The sequence below is a fragment of the Maricaulis maris genome (assembly GCF_003634045.1).
In the GTDB taxonomy this organism is placed as follows: domain Bacteria; phylum Pseudomonadota; class Alphaproteobacteria; order Caulobacterales; family Maricaulaceae; genus Maricaulis; species Maricaulis maris.
Map to the genome: position 1 here is coordinate 144,836 of NZ_RBIM01000004.1, position 24,044 is coordinate 168,879.

Consider the following 24,044-nt stretch of genomic DNA (forward strand, 5'->3'; position numbering starts at 1 on the left):
CACGCACTATAGGGCCAGATTTCCGTATCAGCTCACAGTCTTGAGGCCAGATTGGTCGCTGATTCGACGGAGTCAGGCCGATGAATGCGCCGCTGCCGGAGCGAGGACGGCGGTATCCACGACATGGCCCTTCTGATCCAGCCAGTTCAGTTGATCGCCATCAAGTGAGACCGCGAAGCCGAGCACTTCGCCAAACGCCCAATTTCGCCATTGCCGATACCATTGGCCACCCTCAACCCACCAACGCCCGACATCACGATCTTCGCCCGCAAATCCGGCTTGGCCGGACATTCGCCCGTCGGCATGGAGTTCAATCGTGCACGGGTCCCCGTAGACGGTTTTATAGAGCAGCGTCGCACCGGATAATCGTGACACAAGGGCATCACCGTCCATTGCGACCGGCGCCGACCGCGCCGTATTGCGCGCGTCAAGATCACGCATCGCACGAGACAATTCGGCTATGCCAGTCCGGATCGCGGCCGCCGGGATTGATGTCACCCCGAGCCGGAACATGTTGCGCGGGCCACCGGCATCGCCGAACCAATGGTCCGCCGGCTCGATCAGTATCCCGCGGGCCTCGGCGGCACGGATCACGTCAGCCGCATCCAGACCGTCTGGCCCCCGGACCCAGTAAGATGTGCCGCCCTCAACCGGTGCGACAGCAATCGCGAGCGGGCGATAATGGTTCAGGGCGTCGCGCAAGGCGATCAATCGCTCAGCGCAAACTTGTGTGAGCCGCCGCATCATGGCGTCGTAGTGCCCGAGTGAGAGAAAAAAGGCAGCCGCGCGCTGATTGTTTGGCGAGGGGCGGCGAGTGGTCAGGTCCCGCAATCGCCGCGCCGCCGCGATCACTTCCGGCGCCGCGACCATGTATCCGAGCCGCACGCCCGGGGCGAGGACCTTGGACAAGGACGCAACGTAGACCACGCGATGACCGTTCTCGAGGCTGCGAAGCGCGGGGACCGCGTCGCCGAGATAGTTCATCTCGCATTCGAAGTCGTCTTCCAGAACGAGAAAGTCTTCGCGCTCGGCCATAGCCATAAGCGCCCGCCGACGCTCCAAAGACAAGGTGACTCCGGTCGGGCGCTGTCGGCTGGCGGAGACGCAGACCAGATCACTTCCACGCAGCCGCTCATCAACGATGATCCCTGTGTCGTCGACCGGTTGGTGATGGACGCTCGCCCGCCGCAAGGAGAGCAATGCCCTCAACTCAGGCAGGCCCGGCTCCTCGACCGCGACCTGGCTTTTCTTTCCGACAATGACCTGAAGCGCCAAGAATAATGCCTGTTGTTCACCGACGGTGACCAGCAATTCATCAGGTCGCGCGGTAATGCCGCGTCTGGGCAAAAGCTTGGTCCGGATCTCCTCGATCAAGGCTGGGTCATCGACTTCGCCATTGTCCAGCGACCAGTCCTCAACCTCGGAAACCGCCAGCGCCAAGCGGCTCGCTTCGCGCCATTCGGTGACCGGAAACAGGGACCGGTCATACCGCCCCTCAATGAAAGGGTAGCGGTATTTCTGCCAATCTGGCGGGCATTTGTAGGCAGAATCCTGTTGCACATCTGTCTGGAGGAAGCGTGCCACAACGTCCGCACTCGCGGGGGTCGCGGTCGCAGCGGGCAAGGCTGGCGAAGCCAATCGCCTCGCCGCCGTCGTGCCAGGCACATAAAGTCCCGAGCGTTCGCGGGTCTCCAGATGGCCCTCGGCGATCAGCTGCTGGTAGGCGAGAAAGACGGTGTTGCGCGAGACGCCAAGCTCCTGCGACAGGCGGCGCGAGGATGGCAACCGGGCACCGGCCGCGAATATTTCTGCGTAGATAGCCTCGATGACCCGGCGCCGGATCTGCTCCTGCATCGACAACTGACTGGCGCGGTCGAGCCTGAAGAGCGGAGCGAGCGACTTTGAATGATGGGGCAAGGTCAACGTACCCGGGGCGAAAATGAGTGTTCCACACTACCAGCGCCCCCAAGCCCCGCAAGGCCGCGCCGACTGTCATATGAAGATGCCATCAAACCGAGGCAGGGCGGCGGCGTAGCGTCCTTGAAGATTTCGCAGCGGCTCGGAAGACGTGGGTGACTGAAATCACGACCGACGGATGCGAGAGTCGAAACGAATTTTCGACGGCGTCAAACTTTCGAAATCTCGCCCGCTCTCTTCGTCGGGAAGTCATGCCCGGGGCACGGGAAACTGTTCCATGCACAATCGCCTGAATCCATTTCACGACTATCGGACCGAACCAACTCCATCAGACGCGGACGGCCTCACTGATGCCGTCGATATCGCCTTCGTGGAACCGCCCCTCGAGGTTCACCAATGGCAGCGGAAACCAGGCATGAATCATCGCAGCACCACGAATTATCGCGGACAAAGACTCGAAATGACCTCCCGAACCGCTACGCAGTCACGCGACCCCGCTCCACGCGGATTCGGTCCGACAATGCTGCCACAGAAATTTCGAGCTCGACCCTCTGCTTCAGTGAACGGCCGAACAACATCGTCACCCACCGGCAGTGGGAATCCGCCAGGATCGGCGCCCAGGCAATATCGAGGCACAAACTCACCCCTCCCCTGAGGTCGAGCTCACAAGCCATCTCCTGTGCCCACAAAATCAACGTGCAAAGAACCAGAGTACACTGCGACCGGTCTGCCAGGGACGGTGGTGGTAGGCGCAATAATCGGAGAAGACCCAATCTCGCGCACTCACCCTCAAGGCGGGGTAGCGACCTGAACTCCGGCCCGGCCTCTGCAGTCAAATCAGTCGATGCGGCCTGCGGCCTCAGCACATAGCGTGTTTGCCGTTCAAGATGCAGCCGTACGCCCTGTGACGAAGACAAGCTCGCGCGCAACCCGCCATCCGCCGATACAGTGCCATCGATACTGATCATCGGGGCGCCGAACTCTACCGGATACTCGGAGGCATGCTTGGCGCGCGCCATGGCATTGCAGGAGTGTTGCACGGGATTACACATTCTGTTTGTCCAGCCCCTTCGTCCATGTCGGGAGTTGCACATCTGCCGGGAGCAGCGCACCCCGAACTCCGAGAACAACGGCCGCCAGTTTATGGGCGGCCACAATGGCATCGTGGCAGGACGCACCGTTCAACCGCGCATGGAGATAGCCGGCATTGAAACTGTCGCCGGCCCCCGTCGTGTCGACCGGTGCAATGATTTCAGGCGGCGCAATCCAAGCATTGTCAGCTTCTGACCAGGCCCCCTGAAGTCCATGCTTCACGACGACCTCGGCGACATCAGCCTGCCGCCAATAGCCGACACATTCCTCGACGCTCTCGAAGCCGAACAGGGCCTGCTCATCTTCGAAAGTAGGAAGGGCGATTGACACGTGCGGCCTCAACGCCGAGATCGCGTCGCGTGCAGCCGCGCCCGACGACCAACCGGCTGGACGGTAGTTTGTATCAAACACAACATGCCCACCCCGCCGGCGAACCGATCGCGCGAGATCGATGATGCGGTTTCTCTGGCTGGTTTCCGGAAAAATCGACAGCGTAATACCTGACAGGTAGAGCACGTCGGCGTTTGCCATCGCACTCAGTGCCGCCTCGGACCCGGCAAGATCGAAAAACTGCCGGGCGGCACTTTGCGCCCGCCAATATGTGAAACTGCGCTCACCGGCATCATCAACCTCGATCGCGTACAGACCGCAATTGCGATCGTCCGAGGTTGCGACAAGATCATCTCGCACCGCCTCTGAAGCCATGCGCTTGCGGATCCGCCCGCTGAAATGATCACGCCCCAGAGCCGTTGCATAGCTCACGGACGTGCCGAGACGGGCGAGATAGACAGCAGTGTTGAAAGTGTCGCCACCAACCCCGACGCGCACCGTCTCTGCTTCCAAACCCGCAAGTTCGGCCATCACCTCACCAAAGCAGACGACGTGCCTGCCGCGGGCGCTGAACCCGGATCGATGCCCCATAGCATTCATCTCTCGGCTGCCTTTTGTCGCTTACGAGAACAGCAAGCCGCCATTCACATCAAGGCACACACCGGTCAAAAATGAAGCCTCGTCCGATGCAAGATAGCTCACCACCTCACCAACTTCCTCGGCGGCACCCTGACGACGCAGTGGCGTCATGCCTGCCACCTTCTCACGGACTTCGTCCTTGGAAAAACGATCATGGAAACTGGTCGCGATCATGCCCGGGCACACGGCGTTGACACGAATGCCTTGCGGGCCGAGTTCCTTTGCCATGCCACGGGTGAACGTCATCACCGCGCCCTTGCCGGTGGCGTAGGCCGTTGCACCGGGACCACCGCCATCGCGGCCGGCCTGGGACGAGAAATTGATGATCGAGGCCCCGTCCTTCATGTGCGGCACGGCGGCTTTCATGGCGAAGAAGGCCGAATGCACATTGAGCCGCATCACGAAATCGAAGAACTCCTCATCCATTTCGGCCAGGGTCTTGCGCGCAACCATGCCCCCGGCCACGGTCGCCAGAATGTCGATTTGCGGCCCGAAAGCGGCCTGCGTCGCGGCGACCAGCGCCTCCATTTCGGACAGTTTTGTCGCGTCGGCCTTGACCAGAATGGCGTCGCCGCCAGCCTTGGTAATGTCGTCCACGGTCGCCTGCGCGGCGGTCGCGTCATTGTTGAAATTCACGACAACCTTGGCGCCTTCGCGGGCCAGGCTGATCGAAACAGCGCGACCGATATCTCGGCCACCGCCCACAACAATCGCGGTTTTTCCAGCGAGTTTCATTTTGTTCTCCTAAAATTGGGGCGCCGTCAGGCTTTCGCGTTTTTCGGCTTGAGGGGTTCGATACGGCCGCACACGACCCAGACGCTCACAAGCGCAAGCAGGGCGAGACCGGCACCGATAATGAAGGCGGGCGTGTAGTTGCCGCCGAAGGTCAGCCACGGCACGAGATAGGTCAGACCAGCCGCCCCGAGTTTCGCAGCCATGCCCGCAAAGCCCGCCAGCGTGCCGACCGATTTCCCGCTCAGGAAATCGCTCGCGAGGGTTTGCACATTGCCGATCGCTGTCTGGAAGCCGAACAGGATCGCGGCCATGATCAGAACCGCGACCACGGGATTGGCTGCCTGCGACATTGCCAGAAGACAGGGCAACATGATCAGGCACCCCAGCGTGATCGTCAGCTTGCGGGCGCCGTCGACGCTCCAGCCCGCCTTGATCCGGTTCTGCGCCAGAAGGCCGCCGAACCAGGCCCCGAACATGGCGCCGACATACGGAACCCAGCCATAGATGCCGATCTCCCGAACATTGAAGCCGTAAACTTCGGACAAGTAGATCGGTATCCAGAAGACAAAGAGCCACCAGATCGGATCAATCGCGGCCGACGCGATGATCACGCCCCAGCTCTGCCGACGCGACAACAGCTCGACCGTTCCCGGCGCGTAACCGTCCTCTTCGCGCGCCGGTTCGGCGCCCTGGCTCTCAGGATCGGCAGGCTCCGTGTCCGCAGGCTTTTGGCCAGTGAGGATGTACTGCCGCTCCGCTTCGGTCACCCAAGGGTGTGATTTCGGCGGCGACTTGACGAGGACCATCCAGGGGACCAGCCACAACATGCCCGTCAGGCCGATGATGATGAAGATGATGTGCCAGTCAAAGAACACCGACAGGAAGGCGATGAGCGGGATCGACACAATGCCGCCAATCGCGGCACCGGAGTTGAAGATGCCCTGCGCAAGTGCGCGCTCCCGCGTCGGGAACCATTCGGCATTCGCCTTTGTCGCGCCCGGCCAGTTACCGGCCTCGGCGACACCCAGGATAGCGCGGAACAGGGCAAAGGATGCCAGGCCACGCGCGAAGGCGTGAGCGGCCGTCGCCAGCGACCAGACGGCGATGGACAGGGCAAAACCCATCCGGGTGCCGATCCAGTCGAATATCTTGCCGAAGATCGCCTGGCCGAACGCATAGGCGAATACGAAGATGACCGAGATGAGGGCGTATATCTCCTTGCGCTGATCCTCGGTCCGGTCCGGATAGAGTTCTGCCGAAATTTCGGGCCACAGCACATTCAGTGATTGCCGGTCGATGTAATTGATCACGGTTGCGAGCGCGACGAGCGTGACAACCCACCAGCGAAGACGGGAAATTTGCATCAGACGCCTCCCCGGTTCGGGATAAAATCCTCACGCGCGGGTGAGAACACGTCGATCAGCACGCCGGCTTCAAGGCAGACGGCCCCGTGCGGGCTCTGCGACGGGACAAAAAAGCTGTCACCCGCCGACAGGACCTGCTCCTCATCACCGACCGTGACCTTGAATGTTCCGGATTCGACGTAGGACATCTGGGTGTGGGGGTGGGCGTGCATTTCACCGACGGCGCCTTCGGAAAACCAGACCCGGGCGCCCATCAGCGCATCGCCATAGCCGAGCAATTGGCGACGGATACCCGGAGCCACCTGTTCAGCTCCGGCGGGATCCGCTTTGACGAAATTGGGTGGGGCATCATGGACGGTCCGATCAACCGATCCTGCTTGTGCTGACAGCATTTCTCACTCCCGGAAAATATTGTAGGCCCCGGTCCATTCGTATCGATGGCCGTCGGCGTTTATTGTGTGGACCCCGTCCTGGAGGTCATGGGAAAGACCAACGCTGACGCGCTGACCTGTACGGAACTCGATCTGGATAATCGTCGCGGTTTCGCTCTCGAACGTACGGATGTCGGCGATGCCGCTTTCACTCGCGACCGTGACTTCACTGGCCGGGTCGTAGAGTCCGTGCGGTTCGATCACCGAAATGAACCTGGCCTGCCGGGCGCCCGGAACACGCAGCAGGATTCCCTGCTGGGTCCGCAGGTTGAAGTCAGGGTCATTCGCCCCAGTACGGACAATGCGGGCCTCAACAGCCTCGCTGACACGCGCGTGATAGGTATAGAAGCGGTTTTCGGTCAGCCAAGTGAAACGGGCCTGTCCGCTCGCAACATCGGCGCGGGCCTCGACCCACAAATGTTGATAGCCATTGGCCGTGCCAAGCGCCGTTTGCTGTCCGGTGAAACGCTCGAACCGGGCATCGAAATCGGTCAGCTGTCCCGCAAAATAGATCGGAAAATCGATCTGCGACGCTGTCGGCGCGTCGACATCAAAGATATCGACCACGAATGGGCGGGCGCGATCAGCGACCGAAATCTGAAAGGTTGTCCGGGTGAGCGTGGTGTCGGGATAAGCATCGGCAATACTCGCCGATACGACATTGACGCCATCAAGTTGCTCGAACAATGAGACCGTCGGCCAGCTCGCCTGACCGCGCCGCCAATCACCGTCGTGATGGCTGACTTCGTCCAGAACCACCGTGTTGTGAGCGATTGTCTGCCGCGCCCAGGAACTGTTTTCAGGCAGGTAGCGGCCACCGTCCTTTGACGGCACGTTCAGGAAACGCGCGGCACCGTAATCGGTCAGTATCTCGTGGCCGCCGTCATAGAGAATGAGAGACAGCTTGTCGAAATGGCCGTGCCCCATTCCCTGACCGGTATGTTTGGCCACAACGGTCTGCGCCAGCTCACCCTCGCCCATGCGCAGGATCGCAAGGCCGCCCTGGTCGCCATCAGGTCCATCGCGAAGAAGGCGGGTGTCGAAATCGAACGGCGTGGCAGCGCCAGCATCGAGGTCTGTCGCAACCACCAGCCCATCACCGGTCAGAACGGTTGCGCCCTGTCGCTGCGCGATCGAGAGCAGACCGGTATCGCCGGTCAGCGCATAGGCGGCGGCGACGCCGTAAACGACCTCAATCGTGTCGAGTCCCTTTTCCCGGATCGCGTCATTGATCGGGAAAAAGCGGCCGCCATAGCTTTGCTGGATCGTGGCGAGGATCGCCTCCAGGAGAATGCCGTCGCGATGTTCGAAAATGCCGCGTTCCGGTTCGTTGTTGTGAACCGCCTGTCCAAACAAGACGAAGGGCATCAGGGCATAGCGCTGGTAGTACGGCCCCTCGGTATAATAACCATCCGGCGAGAAAAGTTGATCGAGCTGAGCCAGAAATCCCGCGCGTCCATCAAGGTCCAACCCAAGCAAGGCACGCTCGACCAGGGCCGGGTCGTCCAGCGCATAGCCGGTCATACCGACAGCCGCAGCGGCCCAGGTGCCGTGGTTGTGGATGCGCTGGAAGGTTTGGGGCGACTCTGTGGACAGGAATTCCGCCATCGGCCGAAGCAGGTCGGCCTCAATACGAACGCGCGACTCGTCAGACAAGGCGCTCCGGATCGCGTCGTAGCCCTGGATCGAATAGACCAGCCAGACAGCCTCATTCAGGCTCTGCCAGAACAGGCGGCCAGGCGCTTGGTTACGGCGCTCGGGATGCAGGGGCAGATCGCCATACATGTCGGCATAGGCCAGCAAATATGCTTCGGCGTGCTCGAGATATCGGCGATCCCCCGTGATGGCGAACAATAGTCCGGCATCGTGGATGATCTTGTAGTTTTCCTTGTGTCGTTCGTGCGAGTATCCGCCGCCCGGATCCGTGGGTTCCGGCACAATCAGGCCCGCCCCGATACTGGTCTCGACACGCCTGACAGCAGCGTCATGCGCATGTTGAATCAAGGGCGGCAGCGTTTCCGCGCGCTCGAAAGCATCAACGCCTGCTTCGGTCAGGATGAGGTTCGGTTGGGCCGAGGCACAGGCGGGGATTCCCAAGAGGGCGGCGGCGAGGCCGAGCGCCCGGATCATTGGGGGGCTCCGGCCAGATTCGCCTCGAGAACCTCGCCATTGACACCCCGCAAGTTCAAAACCGCCTGGTCATCGGCATCATTGCCACCAATTTCGAACGGCCAGCCCAGAACCCGGCGACGGATGTCAAAGACGCCCGACATGGCAATCCTGTTATTGGTCAGGTGCAGCTGGTCAATACCGTCCAGAGACAAGGCCGCAGCGCCCTGCGCGACGCCATCAAGGACGGAGTCGGTCAGACTGAAGCGGGGCCCGAACGTGCTTTCGTCGCGCCCTTCCCGGCCGAAGCGTATCAGCGGCCCGGCGAGCGACGCCAGATCACTGTTCTCGACCCTGATTTCATCCGCGAGATACCAGCCGTCCAGGCCCTCGCCGCTCAGCTCGATCAGGGAACCCGGCCAGTTCTTGACCTGCAGGCGATCAATGATGACGACGCGGGCGAAGGTGGCATTGTCGGCGGCGATAAACGGGCCGACGCGGTCGGTTCGACTCGTGGCAAGCGCCACATTCTCGACATGCAGGCGATAGGCGCCGCGATACTGCTCGCCCACCGCATGGATCAGTGCCGTCTCGGCGCTCGATTGGGTCAGGCTCACATTGCGCAAGGTCAGCTCGCCGCCGGCCTGAAGCAGGAACAGGCCCGCCTCCGACGCTATCAGGTCCACACCATCACCACCTTCGATCGTGATCGGCTGAGTGATCAGAATGGGCGAGGACACGGTGACGTCGCCATCGGCGATACGGACGATGTCGCCGGGTTCGGCGCTGCTGATTGCCTCGACCAAAGCGGCCTCACTTGCCTCGACCTCGAGAACCGAACCGACCTGTTGTATCTGAGCCGGTTTTTCATAGTGCCGCGGCCCGGTCGCACTGCGCGCAATTGGCTGCAGGTCACGCGGAGCACCGACCCCGTCCTCGACGGCGTCGCCTTGCATGTAGATGAGGCCGTTGTCGGCACGCGCGAGCGAGAAGTCGGCTATCGCCGCCGAGCCAATGACGTCGAAACGTCGATTGTTCGAGACATTGTCGGCGAACCGGATCCCCGCCACATCATCAAAAATGGCAACCGGCTCGTGCTCGTCAGAGAGCAAGATGTTGCGACTCATTTCACTGTTGACCGGAACGGCACTGCGCTCATCATCGCTGCCAACCGCAAAACCAAGCTCCAGCACGTCGACAAAGCTATTGTTTTGGATTTGGGCGTTATCAACTTGGTGGTAGCGGTTCTCCGGCGAGTTCGGGACGCCGTTCATGACAACAAGCGCGCCCAGGAATTTGCGGCCGCGCAAGCCTTCCAGGTAGTTGTCGCGAACGATCTGGTTGTCGTTGATGACGCGGATACCGCCGGTATCGGAGACGCCGTTTCCGAAGAAGATGTTGCGCGACACTTCATTGCGCCCGCCGTGACGGAAGACGACTGAGCCACGGGACTCGTAGAACACGTTCTCGGAGATCAGATTGCCTTCTGACTTGATCGAGATGATTTCCACCTCGCCGTCACAACGGTCGAAATAATTCTGCCGCACGACCGTACCGGAATTGACCCGGGAGTATTGACTGACCCCGATCCGCAAGGTCTCGCCGCCATTACCGCCAAGCGGTGGGCGTGGTCCGAAATAATTGCGTTCGATCACGTGATTATTGTTCTGGCTGCCTTCAGAATTCAGCCGCACGACCATTGTCGGCCCACGGTTGGTTTTTCCGACAAAGGCATTGCGGTCGATACGATTATTCCGACCGTAGACCACGACCCAGGAGTCCTGGGTCTCGCGATCCGGTTGATTGTAGTTTTCGATCACCGTCTCGACCAAGCGCGTATGGTTCGCGAGCGTCTGACTGTCACGCCGGAAAGAAATCACCTCGCTCGTCGGCGAATAGCCGTCCCGAAAGGTCAGTCCCCAAACGACCAGATGTTCGCCGCCGATCCGCAAATTGGACTGGCCAGTCAGTATGACCGCGCCCGGCGTCTGGGCCATCAGATAGATCGGCGCATCGACCGTGCCGGTCGCCTCGAAAACAATTTCGAAGTCTTCCCAGATTCCATCGGCAAGCACGATCCGGTCACCGGGCTGCACCCGGTCAAGCGCTGCCTCATAGGCCTGGCGGTCGGTAACGAGGAAGTCGGTGGCACTTGCCCCGCCCGGCAAACCTATCAAGGCCAAAAACACGAGTGCGACGCTGCGCACCAGCCACGATGGGCCGAGTCGGATCGGGGTCATGCTTCCTCCACTTGGCTTCTATTGATGAAGCTTCAGCGGAGAGCATAACCACCCCGGACCAAGCGGACAAGATATTTCACAGTCCAATTTTGATAAAATGGCCTAGTCAATTGGCCTATGCGTTCTGCGGGACGGTTTCGCCATTGCCGAGATAGCGCTCACGGGCCTCGCTGGTGCGCCGACGCGCCTCTTCGATCGCCTTTTGCTCGGCCGTGTTGAGCATCGCCTCCACGATACAGGCGAAATGGCGTCGCATCGCCGCCCGCGCCTTCTCGGGGTCCCGCTCCCGCAAGGCGAGAGCGATGTCCCGATGCTCCGACAGGCGCATTTCCGGAGAAATTCCGCAAATGGAATCATACGCATTCCGGATCTCATCGATCTCGGTCCGAAACCGCCACAGGCGTTCAATCATATCGATGATTGCCGCATTCTTGGATGCCCGGGCGATCGTCAGGTGGAATTCCCGATCCGCATCCTGGTGCAACGCCTCGTCATTCTCACTGTCATCCGACATTTTCGAGACCAGTCGATCAAGCTGTTCCAGCTCTTCGTCGGTGATCATCGTGGCGGCCAAGGCGGCCGCCTCGCTTTCAATAAGCGTCCGGGCCTGGGTCAACTCGAAAGCCTCGATTGTCGGCAGCGCATCGCTGGACGGGGTTGCCGGAAGCACTTTCGCGCCGGAACCGGTGCGAACCTCAATCCGTCCCTGGGCCTGCAGCGCAATCTGCGCTTCGCGTACCGTGACACGGCTCACGCCCAGCTGGGTCGCCAGATCCCGCTCACCGGGCAAACGGCTGCCCGGCGGAAATTTGCCTTCGTCAATCAGGGCAATGATGCGGCGGGCAATCTGATTATACAGGCGCTTGTCTGTGGTCATTGTGGTGAGTGCCGTTTCTGATCGTTCTTGAAATTTGACCTGGTCGGATAGACCTCGGAAAAATCATAGCATTATCCAAATTGGACTACAAATTTTCCAGGCCATATTCACAAATGAAGCGGCGCCCCGCTGGTGCCCGGACAAGCCGGGCACCAGGAGACGCCGAAGTTCCCTTGAGGGTAAGGGTATTGTTGAGGTGGTCGCGACGCTTCGATCAGAAACGTCCCCGCACACCGAAATAGATACGCGGCCCATAGACATTGACTTCCGCGAAGTTGTCCTGGGTCGGGTTGTACTGGACACGCGGCTCATCAAAGATGTTGATCGCCTCAACGCTGACGCGAACAGCGTCATTGATCTGGTAAGAGGCCCGCGCTTCGTAAATGCCACGCTCATCAATGTAGCGCAGATTACCCGGCGTCGCGATGAACTGCTGGAAGTAGCCACTGCGATACTTGTAGACCCCCTGCAGATCGAGATCACCGATGCTGTAGTAAAGCTGCGCCGACGCGACATGCTCCGACAGGCCGGGAACATTGGCAGGCGCGACGATGCCAACCCGTTCGATCTCGCTGCCATCGGCGGCGATGATGGTCGATGCACCGAAAACAGCATCCTCAAACTCGAAATCAGAGTCGGCGTAGTTGTATCCGACCCGGAAGCCGAGACCGCTCCAGGCACCCGGCAGATAGCTGAAGGAGTGCGCAGCCGAGATTTCAAAGCCTGAAATCGTGCTCTCCTCACTGTCCACCGCCTGGGTCGTGACAACAGCCTGGAGGTCCTGCCCATCGACCGTGAATGTCTCCACCTGTCCGACGTTTGTGAAACCACCATTGAAGCTCTTGTAGTAGACCCCGAAGGCCAGAATGGTGTCCTCGTTGGGATACCATTCGAGCGCCGCGTCATAATTCCACGACATCAGAGGGTCGAGCTCCGGATTTCCGAAGCCGGTGACCTGGGCGATGACATCGGCCACGTCGGTCGATCCGCCGTCATTGTCGATGCTGCTCGAGAAACTGCGCCCCACACCCAGATCGGACGGATCCGGCCGCGACAGCGCACGGTAGATGCCACCGCGCAACAGCACGTCTTCGCGCAGCTCGACCACCAGGTTCGCGCTCGGCAGAACCTCAGTGTAGCTGTGACTGGCCGTGATCTCGATGAGGTTGCTATTGTCGACGCCGATGCCGGTGATGACATTGGCCCCGTCGCGATCAAGCGTCAGGGATCCGCGATAGCCATTCGACGTCACTTCCGTATCCACGACACGAACACCGAAATTACCCCGGACCGGCAGTTCACCCATTTCGCCGGCGAAGTCAGCCTGCAGATAGGCAGCGATCGTTTCTTCTGCAACATCAACAATCTGGAGCGGATTTTGACCGGTACCCATTTCAGCCGAGGTCAAAAACACATCGCTCGCATCCGGGATACTCGGTGCACGACCCAGGATGGCCTCGGCGAGGCAAAGCGGGTCGAAAGTCACCCAGGAATTGCCCGTTCCATTGGTGATGACATTCCCGGCGCTATCGACATTCGTGATCAACGGACCGTCCACGACGTCCGAAAGAAAATCATTCTCCGGGAAAACGCTGTTCATGCAGGCCGCGCTGGCAGCGGCACCATCACCGACAGACAGCGGGCTGCCATCGCTCTCGCGGCGGACGCGAGGCACGGAGTCATATTCCAGCGTCGAATGCCGGACACCGCCCCTGACATTGGTGATGAAACCATTGTCCCACAGATAGTCGAAATCAGCCCGGAACGCTTCGATGCTGTTGTTGCGGAACTGGTTGAGATCTTCCCGGGTACGCGGGCCGACATCGAAATTAGCCGGGTCGGTGACATCAAAGTCCCCGAACACGAAACGTTGCGCATCGTCCTCGACGATAATTCCGACGAATACATCCTCGGACCCGGAGTCACCGTCCGTGTCACTGCGCAAGCGTGACTGGATGATGTTCTCGCGCCGCATCGTTTCCGAATACGAGTAGTCGGCCGAAATCGTCAGGTCGTCGGTCAACTGGTACTCGGCCGCCAATCCATAGCCGGTGTATTCCTCGATGCGCTCCATATAGTGCGAGCTGACTTCCGCGCCGTCATAGGTCGTGCCGCCCAGAAAAGCGCCGGTAGAACTCACGGACAACGGAACGATCTCACCACTTTCGCCGACATTCAGGACCGAATTACCGTCGATCGTCAGGTCACTGCGCAGTTCGGTGAACTCGCGATCGGACTGCTGGAAGTCGACATTGATGTCCCAGCGCGCATTCGGCTGCCATTGGGCCGCGAAGAAGATCGAGTCGCGCGCATCATCCGTGATGTTCTGGCGGAAATGGCGCTGGCTCGGAACGAAGACGAAGGGCGTATTGGCATCTGGTGCCACACCGGTTGCGGGATCGATCTCAAGGACCAGGTCGCCGCCACCCCCATCACAGTTTTCATCCGGGTCGCCGAGACTGTCGACGCCGAAATTGTCGCTGTTGGGGTCACCGGAAACAACATTCCGGCAATCGCGGAATGCGCTCGTCGTCCGCGCCTCTTGTTCCGGATTGGTCGAGCGGTTGCTCTGATATCCAAAGGACAGGCCGAATTCACCCGCACCGGTCTCCCAGCTGTCGACGAAGCTGAGCGTCGCCCGGTGGCCGATGCCGCGCTCGCTGATGTTCAAATCCGCATTGTCCGGATTGTAATTGCCCTTCAGCTCAAGCTGAAGCCGGCTCCGGCCATAATCGATCGGACGCAGGGTCGAGAGCGAAATCTGACCCGACACGCCCCCCTCGATGAAGCTGGCCTCCTGCGTCTTGTAAACGGCAAGGGAATTGAACAATTCCGACGGAAACTGGCTGAAATTGACCGAGCGATCGCCACTCCCATTCGCCGCCTCGCGACCATTGATCACGGTCGAACCGAGATAGGGACCGAGGCCCCGGATCGAAATTTCGGTCGCGCCGCCTTGCTCGATATGGGACGCCGCGCTTGTCAGCGTCTCAAGCGCCTCACCGATCGACAGCGCCGGCAGATCACCGATGTCGTCGGCCGACAGTGCCTCGACAACCGTGTCAGCGTTCCGCTTGGTCTCGATCGAGTCCTGAATGGTCTGGCGAATTCCCTGGATGACAACAACGTCTTCGACTTCGTCGTCCTGAGCAAAGGATGGCGCCGAGAATGCGGCAACCGCACCACCCAGCATAAGGGCACGCGCCCACCGAGAGCGCGACAAGCGGCGCTCCTTCCCTGATTTAAGCATATTCACTCCCCTTAGGTTTTTTTGTAGTCCGATTGGGAGACAAAAATCAGATGCTGTCAACCATTTTACTAGGCCATTTTGTAAATTCGGTATATTAAATTGGTATATCAAATAGAAGAAATTGGACTTACCACTTTGCACGGCGCCCATTCCGGATGCTGATGAACGCGCGTGATCGTCCGACATTGCCGAGATCATGGCAGTGCTGCCAGACAGAAGCGGAGACGTCTTGGCAGCCCGAGTTTTTGTAGACTGTGGTCCACAAGGCGCCGCCACTCGCCCAACACGGCGGAGCGGCTGTCCTTGACCATAAGCCGGTCCGACAGCCTCGAAGGCTCCGAACCGACTCAATCGGCTCAACGCCAAGCCCCTCGGACGTTGCCGCGTCGGCGTCTCAGGCCAGGAGGCCAGCCTGGATGGCCTTGACGACAACCTCGGTCCGGTTGCGGGCTTCCAGCTTCAGGGCGAGGGAACGCAGATGGAGCTTCACCGTTGTCTCCTGAATGTCGAGACTGCGGGCGATTTCCTTGTTGGCCTCGCCGCGCTGCAGGCAGAATAGGACTTCGCGCTCTCGCGGAGTCAGCGACGCCGGCGCGTTTTCCGGGTCGGTTGTGTGATGGATGGGCGAAAAGACCTGACCGGCAAGGATGAGCCGGACGGCCGCGACCAAACCGTCGGCCGGCATGGTTTTCGGGATGAAGCCCCGGGCACCATTCTCCAGCAGCATCTGCACCTCCATCGGCGCAGCCATCCCGGACAGGATCGCGACCGGCTGGTCGCCATGCCGCTTCATCAAATCCCTGACATCCTGAACACCGGCAATCCCGGGCATTCTGAGATCCAGCAGGACGAGGTCATATCGGCTGCCGTCAGAAAGAATGCGCTCGACCTCATCGCCGGACCGCACCAGTTCGACTTCGACATCGGGAATATCGTTTTCGAGCAAGGACCGGACAGCGTCGAGGACGAGATCATGATCGTCGGCAATCAGAATTTTCATGCTCAGTTTCCTGTGTTCGGACCTGGCCACCCTGGTCGGCCACCGGCGCTCCGATAGTATCGACCAGATCGTCGAGTGTAGCCGGTTTGGCAAGCGTAGCGGCGAGTCCGGCCGGCAGCGGTGGCTGCAGCGCGCCTGAACACATCACGATACGTGTATCCGGGCGGATGGCGAGCAAAGCGCGCACCAGTTCATCGCCTGACATTTGCGGCATCCGGCGATCTGTAACCACCACGCCAAACGCTTTGGGCGCGGCCCGGAAAACCTTCAGTGCCTCGACAGGGTCTGTAAAGCCGACCGGGTCCCAGCCCGCGCGCCTGGCCGCCTCGCAGACGAAATTCATCAAGGTCTCGTCATCATCCACGACGAGGGCACCCGTCGCATGATTGACCGCGCCCTCACTGTCGTCAGCCGCAGCCGGTACAGCGATTTCAGCGACCTGAAGCGGCAGGTCGACCACAAAGACCGTGCCTTCGGCCGGACGACTATAGGAGGCGACACAGGCTTCCTGGCCGGTCAGCAAGGCGTCGATCGTAGCAAGGCCCAGCCCGCGCCCACGCCCCTTGCTGGACTGAAAAGGTGTGAACGCCTGGTCGAGGGCCTCTTGGGGCATGCCATTGCCATCATCCTGGACCACAAGACGCGCCGCCGGGTAGTGGCGGAGTTCGCCGCGGTGATTGAAAGCTGACGGCTGGAATGGCAGGTCAATCGGCCCGGCCTCGTCAATGCGCAGGGTACGCACTGTGACCGTGCCGCTTGTCCCGAGCGCCTCGCGGGCATTCTTCACCAGATTGGCGATAAGACGGGCGAACAGGGTGGGGTCGGTTTCACAAACGAGCCGCTCCTCATTGGCGACGAGTTCGAGACGATGGGGCGCCGTGAACTGGTTGGACATCATCTCCACGACGTCTCGAACAATCTCGTCGATGGCCCGCGCTTCCCGCACCGGGGTGGCATCAAACGTCATCAAATCGTCGACCAGATCATTGGCCTGGCTGCACGACGTCACGATGCGATCAAACATCAACGCGTCTTTGGGCGATGCATTGCTGTTCCGCAACAGACGTGCCGACGCATTGATCGCGGTCAGGATATTGGCGAAGTCGTGCGCGACAGACGAGGCCATCCGCCCCAGCGCATCGCGGCGCTCTGCGTCGGCCAGCATCGCCTGCAATTGTTCGCGCTGGCTCTCGCGACGCTTGTCGATGGCAATGTCGCGCGAGACACAGAGTATGCCGCCGTCAGAAAGCGCCGTCAGGGAAAGGCTCTGATGGACTGCCGAGCCATCCTGAGCGCGCCCCGTCGCCTCGCCGCGCCAATATCCGTCGCGCGTGAAGGCGGGCATGACCTCGCGTTCGAAGACGGACAAAACCTCATCGTCGTAAAGGGTCGTCCATGGGCGCCCGAGACAATCGTCCACACTGGCATAGCCAAACATGCCGGCATGCATTGGATTCATATAGGTAAAAATTCCGGCCGCGTCGGCAATCGCGACACCATCGGCTGAGACATCGATGGCTGTGCTCAGCCGCTGCACCTTGGCGGTCTCTTCACTCAGACGTTCCTTGGCTTCATAGAGGCTTGCCGACTTGGCTTCGAGCACACGCTCGGCTTCACGGCGGGCGGCGGTTTCCCGGGCCAGCCGCCGTTCAAGCCTGCCAATCTGCTCGTCCTTGTCAGTCAGTGCTTTGTCCCCGACACGATCTCGAAGCGGGCTTCGCGCAACGGCTTGTCGGCGCTATCGGTCCTGTGAACGACATATTCGTCCGCTTTGCCATAGTGGTCCAGAGCGGCAAGGATCATGCCTTCGCAGAGATCGGCCATCGGACGGGTCGAGTGATAATCGACGACAAGGCGAGCATTGCCATCGCGCGCCGTGACCAGGATCTCAGGAACTTCCGCATCGGGATAGAGTTTGCGCACATCACGGTGGATGACGCCGTGGATGCGCTCCATCAAGTCGAACGGATGAATGATCCCCGGTTGCTCGTGCGAGGCGATCAGGGCCGCAAACAGTGAATTGCCGAAACCGACCAGAAGCTCACGGACCGACTGGCCGGTCAGCTCTGATGTCTTCCCAACCAGGGTCAACATTTCGGCATGATCGTAATAGCCGACACTGGTATAGGCCCCGCCGGACGGCAAGTCCGCTTGATCGAGCACCTTATCAACCAGAGCCTCGCCGAAAGCGGCTTCTGCGTGGTCGATGAACTGGCGAAAAACAACGCCCTTCATGTGTCTACCCTTCTTTTCAATCCCGACGCCATTGTCGCGCGAGCGGGCGCGAAGACAACCTGACCATTCGGACAGGTAGGGCGGACCCGGTTCGAACGGTCGGTCCGCCCTGACCAGGCGAACAGGCCCCCTGTCCGAATGGTCAGGTCCGCCTGTCCACCTGCCGCTGAGAATGGGCCACCTGGTCAATATCGGCGCCCGGCTCCGGCTGCCAACTTCGGATCAACAAACAGATGACCCCGAGGAGGCAGCCATGCCCATCGCCAGTTTCGCCCTTGCCGCCGCCCAAATGGCGAGCCCCGTCAGCCTGGACTCCGGATTTGCCGTCAACCAGGCAATGGGGTTCCAGCAGGATGCGCAAGGCAACCGGGTTGTGATCTCCGGCACTAGCCAGCTGTCGACGGGCACCGGCGGTGGCACTCAGAGCCGGCTCATGCCCAGCTGGGGCGTGACCGCCACGACGAGCCAGGCGACCGCCATCGGCAATCTCGTCAGCGTCACGATCACCGGCAACAACAATACGGTCCAGCTCGACACCACCCAGATCAATCTCGGCAACCAGACCGCCATCGTCGGCGAGCTGCCGAACGGATCGGGGAATTAGGATGAGCTGGTTGCCCTCCCTCAAAGCCGGTGTGTCGGCGCTCTCCCTCTGCGCCATGACCGGTTGCGCCAGCCTCTCCGGTGACTTCCATGACCACATGGCCGGCTATACCGGCGCCCGGGTCATCGACAATTCGACCGCCTATTCGCCGGACCTGGACTGCCTGGCCCGGGCCGCCACGGCGGGTCGCCCGCGGATTGCCGTCGGTGACGTCAACGACCTGACCGGGCGGTTTTCCTCGCTCGACGGAACGGTGGCGACCCAGGGTACGGCCTTGATGGTGATGTCCGCGCTGGACCGGGCGGGCTTCCCGCTCGCCGAACGCCTCGACACGCGGGTTGCCCAGCAAGAGCTGGAATTCGCGAACAGCCGTCTGATCGGGCCCGATGGCCAGCCGACACAAAACTACCGTCGGGTCATGGCGGGCTCCATCGCCGGGAGCGACTACATCATTCTCGGCGGTGTTACCGAACTGAACTTCAATCTGCATTCCGGCGTCGCGGAAGCCCGCATCGGACCGCTGATTGGCGGCCGTCGCCACTATGCGATGACCGTTGGCCTGGACCTTCGCCTGGTCGATGCGACTGACCTTCGTGTCATCGATATCGTCAGCCAGAGCAAGGTGATCCGCGGACACGAGATCCGCGCCGGCGTGTTTGAATTCATCGGCGACACGACGTTGGACATCGGCATGGGCGAACGCGTCCAGGAGCCGGTCCACACCGCCATCCGAACGATCGTCGAAAGCGCCGTTTTCGACCTCGTCTCAGGCCTTGCCGGCCCCGCCGCGCAGACCTGTTCAACCGCAGGGACAGCCGCGACCGGCACCCCTGTTTCCTTCCAGACCCCCACTTCCGGAGATTAATCATGAAACGGTCTGTTCTTCTCGCCACTGCCCTGGTGGCACTGTCCGGTCCCGCAGCTTTTGCTCAAGCGACCGATTCCCTCGTCGATGTCGATCTGGGCCTGGGCGATCTCGCCGACGCCACTGTTGATATCGGCGGTGACAACCTGGTGGATGCCGGCGTTGATCTCGGCGGCGCGGATATCCTCGACGCCACGATTGACCTGGGTGGCGAAAGCCTGGTTGACGCCAATGTCGATCTCGGTGGCAGCAATGAAGCCGCCTCAAGCGCCGTCGACTACGCTACGGGCCAGTCCAATTCCGGCAACCAGGACTCCTACCTGGACCTGATCGCGACCACCGTCGACGACGTCACCGGGACCTCCGCTGCGATCGGAAACTCCTACTCGCTCGAAGCGGCCGCAAATGTCGGCGCCGACCTGACCCAGGGCAATGAAGGCAATGCTGTTGCCGACGCCGATGCCGCCATCACCGCCATTGATACCGCGGCCATCACCGCGGCTGCGATCGGCAATACGGCATCCATCTCATCGCCCGCCTCGTTGATCAACATGACGGTTGACCAGAACAATCTCGGCAACCTGACCGCCGACCTGACCGCAGTGTCGGGCGACGTGACGGACGTCAGCATGACGGCCGCTTCAATCGGCAACTCGCTGTCGGTCGAAGTGCCGGGCGGCAGTTCGATCACCGCAGCGCAGCGCAACTCCGGCACCATGATTGCCGAACTCAACGGCTCGCTGGCCGGTTTCTCCGACGCTGCGGTCACCGCCGCTTCGATCGGCAATTCCTACAGCCTGACCAGCCTGAACAGCGCCATTGCCGGCAATGTCTCAAGCTCGGTCAATCAGTGGAACACGGCCGGCCAGCTGGCTGTGCTCAATGCGACCATCGGCTACGGCACCGACGCAGCCGCCACAGCGGCCGCTATCGGCAACTCCGTCAGCATCAACGTCGATTGAGCCAGCGGAAGGCGCCGGATCTCCCCCCCCTTTTGGGTCCGGCGCCTTTCAATCTTCACTTCCATACAGGGAAACATTGCGATGAAACCGATCCTGGTTGTCCAGAATGAGCCAATGATGACGACGCTGTTGTGCCACCGCCTGACCATGAATGGTCACTCGGTGCTCACCGCGATCGACGGCCGCTCCGCCCTCGACCTGGTCAGCTGGGCCCGCCCGAAACTGGTCCTTGTCGACATGGTACTGCCGGACATGCGCGGACTCGAAGTGCTGTCGCGGCTGAAGCAAGTTGCGGCCACTGCCGACGTGCCCGTCATGATGTTGCTACCCTATGCCCATGAAGGCGATACGGTGGCCGCACTGGAGGGCGGGGCGCATGATTGCCTCGTCAAACCGATCCAGCCGCGTGAACTGGTTGCGCGCATCTCGGGTGCCCTGTCGCGCCAGAAGATCGCGGCATGAGCATCCGGTCCCGCCTGATTGGCGGCCTGGCGCTGACCAGCCTGATGGCCGGTCCCGCCATGGCGCAGCCGGCGGCCGGCTTGACCGCTGATCTGGTGGTCGAGCATGTCGCCCTGTCCCGAACCACACTGGACGACTGGTCTGGCGCCGGGCTGCAGCTGGGCTACCGCAATGCCGACAACCGCCTGACCTGGGGCCGCGCTGAATGGTCCCGTCGTTTTGGTGCGCAGGACCTGTTCCTGCAGGCCGGTCTGCAGGATCGACTGGCCGACGGCGTCGCTTCGGTGGCGCTGGGCAGCGCATTCGGCGGCGATTTTCGCGAGGATATCGATTTGCGCCTCGCCTGGACCCGACCCGCCTGGCGGCCCGCTCAAGGCGCCGGCGGGACGGATTTCGACCTGACCGCGCGGTTCGCTGACTATGGCGACGGCGTGGTGACCGTGCTGGCACCCGGCCTTATCCACTATCTGGCGGGTCGCGATGCCTGGCTTTCCGTCTCGCCGATTTTCGTGCGGGCTTCCGGTGGCGATTGGGAAAGCGGTCTCGCCCTGCGCGGCGACACGGCCCTGGGCGCCAAATGGCGGATCCGCGGCGGGCTGAGCCTTGCGCCCGATGTCGAGGCCGGCCGCGTGGCCCGGACCCGAAGTGTCGAGTTCGGCGTCCGCCGCGCCTTTGGACCACACCAGGAAATCGGCTGGACCGTGTCGCAAGTCGACCGGTCGGGCAGCTATGCACGCACAGGCCTCGCCCTGTCCCTGCGCCAACGTTTCTGAGGACAATCATGCACTCGCTCGAATGGATATGGACGGCAGCAACAATCTTTTGCACGCTTGGGCTCGGCCTGGTGGCCAGCGCGGCAATCATCGTTCTGTTCGAGCGCTGGCAGGCGCCGGTGCGCGCCAGTCGGGATGCCTACCGCACCGCCTGTCTGCTGGATCACGTCGCCACTGGCGCAGCGCTGCCGCGGGTCAAGAGCCGCCGTTCTGCCCGGGCCTGGTCGCACACTGCCCGCCAGCTGGCGGAGTTGCTGGCCGGCATGGAAGGCGACGCCCTGCGTCATTTGTCCGACCGCTTCGCCGCCCTGTCACCGTCCCGCCAGCGGCCGCTCTGCCTGCCCACCGTCCGGGGCGACGCCTCGCTGGACCTGGCCATTGCCGATCTGGACAGGATGGCGACATCGCCCTTGGCTGGCGAACGCCGCAAAGCGCTGCGCGCGCTGGTCTGGCGGGGTCATCCCGATGCCACGAAAACCTTTGTCCGTGCCTTGCGCGATGACGACGCCGAGGTTCGAAGCCTCGCCTTGGCGGGCCTCGCCGATCTGCGTGTGACAGCCGCCGCCGACCGCATCGCCGGGATGCACAATGATCCGTCCTGGCGGGTGCGGGAGACCGCGCGTCGCGCCTTGCGGATGATCAATGAGCCTGCCCGCCAGGCCGAACAGTCAGGAGTGATCCAATGGATATGATCATCGATTTCTTTGTGTGGCCGGACGTCACCTTCCCGATCACCTTTCTCATCCTGGCCAGCGCCCTTTTCCAGGACACGCTCTACGCTGTGCTGATCGCGATCGCCGGTGTCACCCTGATGCGACGCCGCTTCGAGCGGAATTCGCACAGATTGGTGCGGCGGATCGGCCAGGAAGCGCCGCGGGTCAGCGTACTCGCGCCGGCCTATAATGAGGCCGAGACCGTGGTCGATTGCACCCGGGCCCTGCTGCGTCAGAACCACTCGAACTACGAAGTGATCGTGATCAATGACGGGTCGGGTGATGACACATTGAACCGGTTGGTGCGGGCTTTCGACCTGAAACCGGCAGACCGCGAATGTTCGGACCGCCTGGACTTCGCGCCGGTGCGCGGGGTCTATCACCGGCCCGGACCGGTCCCGCTCTGGGTGATCGACAAGGTCAATGGCGGCAAGGCCGACGCCCTCAATGCGGGCATTGCGCATGCATCCGGCAGCCTGTTCTGTGCCATTGATGCGGATTCCCTGCTGGAGGCTGACGCCCTGATCCGCACCAGCCAGCCGTTTCTTGACAATCCCGACACCGCTGCGGTGGCCGGCACGGTCCGTGTCGCCAATGGGTGCCGACTGCGGGAAGGCGCGGTCGAGGAAGCCGGCCTGCCGCGCCGTTTCCTGCCGCTCGTGCAGTCGCTGGAATATCTGCGCGCCTTCCTGGTTGCCCGTTTCGCCCTCAGCGAACTGGGCGCCCTGATGATCGTGTCCGGCGCGTTCGGCATGTTCGACCGGAGCCGCGTGGTCGAGGTCGGCGGCTATGATCCCAGCACGGTCGGCGAAGACGCCGAGCTGATCGTCCGCCTGCACCGCGACGGTCGCGACAGCGACCGCCCCACCGCAGTGCGTTTCATTCCCGAACCGGTCTGCTGGACCCAGGTGCCCGAACGCCTGTCCGATCTGGCCGGCCAGCGCCGACGCTGGCAACGCGGCGCGCTGGAGACGCTGTGGCGCCACCGCGATGCGGCCCTTCGCCCCGGCTATGGCCTGCCGGGAACGCTGGGACTTGGCAGCATGATCGTGATCGACGTGATCGGCCCCTGCCTGGAAGTGCTCGGGTATGTCCTAGCCTTTCTGCTCGCCGTGACCGGACAGATTTCCTGGAACTGGTTCGCCGCCCTGTTCGCCCTTGTGTGCAGCTTCGGTTTCCTGCTGTCGGCCTCAGCCATCCTGCTGCAGGAGATCGAATTGCGCCGCACCGCCTCTCTGAAAGCGATCAGCCAATTGCTGTTTGCCGCGGCTGTCGAGAATTTCGGCTATCGGCAGCTGAGCAATATCTGGCGCTTCGCCGGAACCCTCGATTTTCTCAAGGGCAGCAAACATTGGGGCCAAATCAAGCGCTCCGCCTTCGACACAACAGATGCGCCGACCTAGGCCGAGCCGGAGACAGCGAACCGCGCGTCGCCAGCAGATGCCG

At 61.6% G+C, this 24,044-nt stretch carries 19 protein-coding genes; 7 read left to right on the plus strand and 12 right to left on the minus strand.

Annotated elements, in window-relative coordinates; all coding sequences use genetic code 11:
• Positions 1-72 precede the first annotated feature (72 nt).
• The 12 genes from C7435_RS09220 to C7435_RS09280 form a co-directional block, all read right to left on the minus strand.
• The gene (locus C7435_RS09220) at positions 73-1,917 is read right to left on the minus strand and encodes an aminotransferase-like domain-containing protein (RefSeq protein WP_198928875.1); all 1,845 of its coding nucleotides are present in this window, start codon (positions 1,915-1,917) and stop codon (positions 73-75) included.
• 1,044 nt (positions 1,918-2,961) lie between these two features.
• Complete coding sequence (locus C7435_RS09230; protein ID WP_325048647.1) at positions 2,962-3,939, minus strand: sugar kinase; 978 nt, start codon at positions 3,937-3,939, stop codon at positions 2,962-2,964.
• A gap of 21 nt (positions 3,940-3,960) precedes the next feature.
• Positions 3,961-4,713, minus strand: coding sequence for an SDR family NAD(P)-dependent oxidoreductase (locus C7435_RS09235; protein WP_075189999.1), 753 nt, complete (start codon positions 4,711-4,713; stop codon positions 3,961-3,963).
• A 26-nt stretch (positions 4,714-4,739) separates the two neighbouring features.
• The gene (locus C7435_RS09240) at positions 4,740-6,077 is read right to left on the minus strand and encodes an MFS transporter (RefSeq protein ID WP_075190000.1); all 1,338 of its coding nucleotides are present in this window, start codon (positions 6,075-6,077) and stop codon (positions 4,740-4,742) included.
• Positions 6,077-6,469 carry a cupin domain-containing protein gene (locus C7435_RS09245; RefSeq protein ID WP_083635084.1) on the minus strand — a complete coding sequence of 131 codons (393 nt, stop codon included), beginning with the start codon at positions 6,467-6,469 and terminating at the stop codon, positions 6,077-6,079. The genes C7435_RS09240 and C7435_RS09245 overlap by 1 nt, the downstream gene beginning before the upstream one ends.
• A 3-nt stretch (positions 6,470-6,472) precedes the next feature.
• Positions 6,473-8,638 carry an alginate lyase family protein gene (locus C7435_RS09250; RefSeq protein ID WP_121211070.1) on the minus strand — a complete coding sequence of 722 codons (2,166 nt, stop codon included), beginning with the start codon at positions 8,636-8,638 and terminating at the stop codon, positions 6,473-6,475.
• On the minus strand, positions 8,635-10,857 hold the full coding sequence (locus tag C7435_RS09255) for a polysaccharide lyase 6 family protein (protein WP_121211071.1): 2,223 nt from the start codon (positions 10,855-10,857) through the stop codon (positions 8,635-8,637). Before C7435_RS09255 ends, C7435_RS09250 begins: the two co-directional genes overlap by 4 nt.
• A gap of 115 nt (positions 10,858-10,972) precedes the next feature.
• On the minus strand, positions 10,973-11,734 hold the full coding sequence (locus C7435_RS09260) for a FadR/GntR family transcriptional regulator (protein ID WP_075190002.1): 762 nt from the start codon (positions 11,732-11,734) through the stop codon (positions 10,973-10,975).
• Positions 11,735-11,948: 214 nt separating this feature from the next.
• Entirely contained in the window at positions 11,949-14,957 is a 3,009-nt protein-coding gene (locus tag C7435_RS09265; RefSeq protein WP_233350736.1) for a TonB-dependent receptor, read from the minus strand.
• Between the two features lie 421 nt (positions 14,958-15,378).
• The gene (locus tag C7435_RS09270) at positions 15,379-15,984 is read right to left on the minus strand and encodes a response regulator transcription factor (RefSeq protein ID WP_121211075.1); all 606 of its coding nucleotides are present in this window, start codon (positions 15,982-15,984) and stop codon (positions 15,379-15,381) included.
• Positions 15,956-17,587: an ATP-binding protein gene (locus tag C7435_RS09275; RefSeq protein ID WP_121211076.1), complete on the minus strand. Its 1,632-nt coding sequence runs from the start codon at positions 17,585-17,587 to the stop codon at positions 15,956-15,958. Before C7435_RS09275 ends, C7435_RS09270 begins: the two co-directional genes overlap by 29 nt.
• Before the next feature lie 77 nt (positions 17,588-17,664).
• A complete protein-coding gene (locus tag C7435_RS09280; RefSeq protein WP_075190005.1) occupies positions 17,665-18,219 on the minus strand; it encodes a heme NO-binding domain-containing protein in 555 nt (184 codons plus the stop codon).
• A 253-nt stretch (positions 18,220-18,472) separates the two neighbouring features.
• Between C7435_RS09280 and C7435_RS09285 the strand changes: the two genes are divergently transcribed.
• The 7 genes from C7435_RS09285 (at position 18,473) to C7435_RS09315 (ending at position 24,001) form a co-directional block, all read left to right on the plus strand.
• Complete coding sequence (locus C7435_RS09285; protein WP_147422668.1) at positions 18,473-18,823, plus strand: hypothetical protein; 351 nt, start codon at positions 18,473-18,475, stop codon at positions 18,821-18,823.
• 1 nt (position 18,824) lies between these two features.
• Complete coding sequence (locus C7435_RS09290; protein WP_121211080.1) at positions 18,825-19,688, plus strand: CsgG/HfaB family protein; 864 nt, start codon at positions 18,825-18,827, stop codon at positions 19,686-19,688.
• A 2-nt stretch (positions 19,689-19,690) separates the two neighbouring features.
• Positions 19,691-20,650, plus strand: coding sequence for a hypothetical protein (locus C7435_RS09295; protein WP_121211082.1), 960 nt, complete (start codon positions 19,691-19,693; stop codon positions 20,648-20,650).
• Between the two features lie 81 nt (positions 20,651-20,731).
• Entirely contained in the window at positions 20,732-21,112 is a 381-nt protein-coding gene (locus C7435_RS09300; RefSeq protein WP_075190009.1) for a response regulator, read from the plus strand.
• Positions 21,109-21,885: a YaiO family outer membrane beta-barrel protein gene (locus C7435_RS09305; protein ID WP_121211084.1), complete on the plus strand. Its 777-nt coding sequence runs from the start codon at positions 21,109-21,111 to the stop codon at positions 21,883-21,885. Before C7435_RS09300 ends, C7435_RS09305 begins: the two co-directional genes overlap by 4 nt.
• Before the next feature lie 8 nt (positions 21,886-21,893).
• Complete coding sequence (locus tag C7435_RS09310; protein ID WP_121211085.1) at positions 21,894-22,577, plus strand: HEAT repeat domain-containing protein; 684 nt, start codon at positions 21,894-21,896, stop codon at positions 22,575-22,577.
• Positions 22,568-24,001 (plus strand): glycosyltransferase family 2 protein, encoded by a 1,434-nt coding sequence (locus C7435_RS09315; RefSeq protein ID WP_121211087.1) that lies wholly within the window; start codon positions 22,568-22,570, stop codon positions 23,999-24,001. The genes C7435_RS09310 and C7435_RS09315 overlap by 10 nt, the downstream gene beginning before the upstream one ends.
• Positions 24,002-24,044: the final 43 nt, after the last annotated feature.

What these genes read in the sequence shown, in the direction of transcription:
- C7435_RS09230 (WP_325048647.1), bottom strand. Translation starts at nt 3,939, where the DNA reads ATGAATGCTATGGGGCATCGATCCGGGTTCAGCGCCCGCGGCAGGCAC.
- C7435_RS09235 (WP_075189999.1), bottom strand. Translation starts at nt 4,713, where the DNA reads ATGAAACTCGCTGGAAAAACCGCGATTGTTGTGGGCGGTGGCCGAGAT.
- C7435_RS09240 (WP_075190000.1), bottom strand. Translation starts at nt 6,077, where the DNA reads ATGCAAATTTCCCGTCTTCGCTGGTGGGTTGTCACGCTCGTCGCGCTC.
- C7435_RS09245 (WP_083635084.1), bottom strand. Translation starts at nt 6,469, where the DNA reads ATGCTGTCAGCACAAGCAGGATCGGTTGATCGGACCGTCCATGATGCC.
- C7435_RS09250 (WP_121211070.1), bottom strand. Translation starts at nt 8,638, where the DNA reads ATGATCCGGGCGCTCGGCCTCGCCGCCGCCCTCTTGGGAATCCCCGCC.
- C7435_RS09255 (WP_121211071.1), bottom strand. Translation starts at nt 10,857, where the DNA reads ATGACCCCGATCCGACTCGGCCCATCGTGGCTGGTGCGCAGCGTCGCA.
- C7435_RS09260 (WP_075190002.1), bottom strand. Translation starts at nt 11,734, where the DNA reads ATGACCACAGACAAGCGCCTGTATAATCAGATTGCCCGCCGCATCATT.
- C7435_RS09270 (WP_121211075.1), bottom strand. Translation starts at nt 15,984, where the DNA reads ATGAAAATTCTGATTGCCGACGATCATGATCTCGTCCTCGACGCTGTC.
- C7435_RS09280 (WP_075190005.1), bottom strand. Translation starts at nt 18,219, where the DNA reads ATGAAGGGCGTTGTTTTTCGCCAGTTCATCGACCACGCAGAAGCCGCT.
- C7435_RS09285 (WP_147422668.1), top strand. Translation starts at nt 18,473, where the DNA reads ATGCCCATCGCCAGTTTCGCCCTTGCCGCCGCCCAAATGGCGAGCCCC.
- C7435_RS09290 (WP_121211080.1), top strand. Translation starts at nt 18,825, where the DNA reads ATGAGCTGGTTGCCCTCCCTCAAAGCCGGTGTGTCGGCGCTCTCCCTC.
- C7435_RS09295 (WP_121211082.1), top strand. Translation starts at nt 19,691, where the DNA reads ATGAAACGGTCTGTTCTTCTCGCCACTGCCCTGGTGGCACTGTCCGGT.
- C7435_RS09300 (WP_075190009.1), top strand. Translation starts at nt 20,732, where the DNA reads ATGAAACCGATCCTGGTTGTCCAGAATGAGCCAATGATGACGACGCTG.
- C7435_RS09305 (WP_121211084.1), top strand. Translation starts at nt 21,109, where the DNA reads ATGAGCATCCGGTCCCGCCTGATTGGCGGCCTGGCGCTGACCAGCCTG.
- C7435_RS09310 (WP_121211085.1), top strand. Translation starts at nt 21,894, where the DNA reads ATGCACTCGCTCGAATGGATATGGACGGCAGCAACAATCTTTTGCACG.
- C7435_RS09315 (WP_121211087.1), top strand. Translation starts at nt 22,568, where the DNA reads ATGGATATGATCATCGATTTCTTTGTGTGGCCGGACGTCACCTTCCCG.